The sequence below is a fragment of the Bartonella refiksaydamii genome (assembly GCF_902652675.1).
GTDB lineage: Bacteria > Pseudomonadota > Alphaproteobacteria > Rhizobiales > Rhizobiaceae > Bartonella > Bartonella refiksaydamii.
This window is the reverse complement of sequence record NZ_LR736341.1, coordinates 1-3,189: the sequence shown is the minus strand read 5'-3', so window position 1 is coordinate 3,189 and position 3,189 is coordinate 1. Positions and strand designations below refer to the sequence as shown.

Annotated in this window: 3 protein-coding genes and 2 pseudogenes; 1 reads left to right on the top strand and 4 read right to left on the bottom strand. The window is 41.0% G+C overall.

From position 1 onward, the window contains the following. Positions 1-247 (top strand): annotated as a pseudogene (locus tag GQO39_RS08980) (hypothetical protein); the annotation flags it as partial. 7 nt (positions 248-254) lie between these two features. On the opposite strand, the gene GQO39_RS08160 reads toward GQO39_RS08980, so the two are convergent. The 4 genes and pseudogenes from GQO39_RS08160 to GQO39_RS08145 form a co-directional block, all read right to left on the bottom strand. Next, entirely contained in the window at positions 255-572 is a 318-nt protein-coding gene (locus GQO39_RS08160) for a cupin domain-containing protein (protein WP_156851720.1), read from the bottom strand. Then, positions 565-1,197 (bottom strand): annotated as a pseudogene (locus GQO39_RS08155) (YqcI/YcgG family protein). The gene GQO39_RS08160 and the pseudogene GQO39_RS08155 overlap by 8 nt, the downstream one beginning before the upstream one ends. 107 nt (positions 1,198-1,304) lie before the next feature. Then, positions 1,305-2,510: an ATP-grasp domain-containing protein gene (locus GQO39_RS08150; RefSeq protein ID WP_156851719.1), complete on the bottom strand. Its 1,206-nt coding sequence runs from the start codon at positions 2,508-2,510 to the stop codon at positions 1,305-1,307. Next, the coding region (locus tag GQO39_RS08145; RefSeq protein WP_500789583.1) for an MFS transporter at positions 2,507-3,189 on the bottom strand (683 nt) is incomplete at its 5' end. The genes GQO39_RS08145 and GQO39_RS08150, both read right to left, overlap by 4 nt.

Below are 3,189 nucleotides of genomic sequence, written 5' to 3'. Positions count from 1 at the left end.
CTTTATCGCAAAAGCACTTCAAAAAGCAAAACAAGCGTGGCAACAGGATACAAGGATTCTAGAATCCTCCCTTTGGAAAGAGCGCACAGCTTTACTCGCCCCCTCAGGAATTCCTGAGAATTATCAACCACGATTGATGATTTTACTGCAGAGGATCAATCAGATAAAAAAGCGCGAGGAAAAATCTGCACGAAAAGCAAGGCTTTCTTCGGTATTTTTTTCGCCCGTATCAGAGGAAATCAATTAGAAAGCATTCAGCCGCCCATTTTAATAGCGAGGCTTTCCATAGCGATCGCGTATATGCATCCTGCATTTGGCGCAACTGATTTATGCCTTGTATTGGCTGGGAGATGTATAACATTTCCTGGCGTACAGGTTATACGCTTTTCGCTATAGAAAAAATCTAGCTCTCCCTCTATAATTAAGAGAGTTTCATCGACTTTGTGCGTATGCCAATCATGCATTTTTCTTGGGAAATCTCTTTGTATCTCTATCGAGCCTTGTTCTGGCAACATCATTTTTAATGTATCATATATACTTTCATTTAATTTAATTTTAGAAAACTTAGTCATTGTTGCGCTCCATTATATGATATGGACAGGGTGAGGATTCAATATTATTATCTTGCAGGAAGTATTGCATCCACTCTCTATTCTTTGGATCGCCATATTTCCCTAAAAAAGGGGATTTTGTGATAATATCAAAAGGTTCAAGTCTTTTTCTTACAGTGGAAAACGCATTTTTTGCTTTTTGTTCTGTATCCAACAGATCAGAAAAAACCCACCTAGGCTGGAAAGTTAACATAAATGTAGAACTTTTTCTACTTATTCTGTTTATATGGGACGGTGTATTGCAAACTATGAACATAGGCTCGCCATGAAAACAGAACTCCCATAGAGGATCATCCATATTTTGGGGTATATGCTTAGGCCATTCTCGGTCGTCAAGTGCTCACAAATCTTTAAGTATAGACCAAAATTTCTCTCTATAAACTTCGACACTTTGTATGGGTGCAGGCTCTTCAAATGCAACAAAAGATGTGCTCTTTCCAAAGCTCTTATAATTATCACAATAATTTATAAGGTCTTCCATAATATTTTTTGCGGTTAACTTTTTGTAGAACCCAAATCTCAGCATGTCTTTTTGATATCCCTTTACCCCAAATAGGCAAGGAAAAATCCTGATTTTGTTATTCATTATTGCATCGAATTCTTTAAAAACCACCTGTTTCCATTTTTCATATTTTTCTATATTTTTCACTATTTGCGTTGCTGAATCCATATTTTCCTCCCAATTGTTGTATTTTATAGGAAATTGCTACGAATTATCCTCTCTAAGGTCGATAATTCATCATCACTCCGACCCCAAATTGCTATAATGGCGGGGCAGGTATTTAAATCGATTGTCAGGGGAAGCGGTTTGTTTTCTTTAAAAAAGAGCATAAAATGAACCACATTTTTCCAAGAATGAAGCTTTTGCTGCCATGAGTTAATATCTTTTATGATATGGCCGTCAACCTTGTTGATAAGAAAGATAATACGCCCCTTTTTCTTAAAACAACTTGACGCTTCCGAAAACACTCCCGCAATAAGATTAACGGAGCTTTCAAGTAAATCATCCTCATAGCAATGCGCGAACAAGGCGGGCGCAATTCCCCCGTGGAGGCGAGCTCCCACTTCGATCATCACTGGACCATGGGCGGTTTGCATGATTTCCATATGCGCGGGCCCATATTCAATCCCCAACGCGCGAATGCATTGTTTTGCATAAGAGATAAGAGCAGCATAAAGGGGATCTTGAGCATCAAGCACATCAAGCGATTCATAAACAAAGGCACTCCCATTATGGATACCCTTTTTATATCGTGATAAAGCACATATCTTTATCGCCTCCCCATTTACAACAGCATCTACTATGTATTCCTCTCCCACCAATCTTTCTTGGAGCAAATAAGCCTCGTTAGGTGCACCAAAAATATTCTTCTGCATCCAGTCGATCCTAGAAACCCACGCCACTACTTCCTCACGGCTGGAAAAAAACAAAACGCTATCACTCCCAGAAGAATCATTTGGCTTCACCACATAGCCGCTGAGGCTTTCAAAACCATCGAGAATACAATCATCTTTTGTAAGAATCTTTGACCGAATGTAAGACAAACCATTTTCACAAAGGCGCTTTTGCATCGTCGCCTTTTTCCGCCGCCAATCGGTGGTCAAAGGGTTATTTCCAAGACAACCATAGTAAGCAGCCAATTGTTCTGCACAATAAATACCTCCTTCAGCACCAGCTACCACGGCTTCTATCGCACCGGCTGGAAAACGCTGCTTTATCTCATCCACACTATGAAGCTTCGCTTCTGCCATCCCCTCACCCTGATAAGAAAGCATAAAATGCGAAAAAAGAGCTGGCTGAGATGCAACGCCGTAACAGGCATAACCCAATTTTTGCAAAGCAGGACCATAGAGAGCACCTGTGGAGAAAGGGTCGACAATAAGGATGGGTTTGCTCATGCTTTGACTCGCCGCGCTAAAAGAAAAAGGACATAAATAAAGATTATCAACCCTATAAGGGGTAGAAGATAAATGGCCGCCTGTGGTCCCATAAGAGCGGGGCTTGTAAGAAGACCAAGGATAACATAACCCGCTGATTGGGAGACAGTGTAAAGCATGCCGCTATAGCTTCCCACAAGTTCTGCTTGAATCTCTGTCTGGGTCTCTTCAATCATATATTTACGGGCGTTAATCCGCATGGTGTTCATCGAAAAGCCAATAAAAAAACAAAAGACCACAGCCAAATAGGGCAATTGTGTGGTGCTAAAAATGAGATCAGCCACACCCAACATAAGGGCTGGGAGGATAAATTCAAAGCGAGGTATTTTGATAAAAGCAGCCAAAAAAGCGCCCACACCCGCAACCGCACTGCAAAGCCCATAATATTCAGAGCTAAAATTTTTCACACTCTGAAAAAGAATAGTCGCCAGTGTATTATAGGCGCAAATATGAAAACCAATAAGGCCTATGCAGACGCATAAAAGTTTAAGTTCAAGAGAGAGCCTGTCTGCTTGCGGCATGGGTGTTAGCTTCTTCTCAGGTGCAGACGGTGTAACGCCTGTAGCACTATATTCATCGCGAAAAATGACATATCCGGCCACAAGGCTTACAATGATGTCAAACACACAAAGTGCTGCAA

Bases quoted from the DNA above. Each gene is read 5' to 3' on its own strand.
- GQO39_RS08160 (WP_156851720.1), bottom strand. From the start codon at position 572: ATGACTAAGTTTTCTAAAATTAAATTAAATGAAAGTATATATGATACA.
- GQO39_RS08150 (WP_156851719.1), bottom strand. From the start codon at position 2,510: ATGAGCAAACCCATCCTTATTGTCGACCCTTTCTCCACAGGTGCTCTC.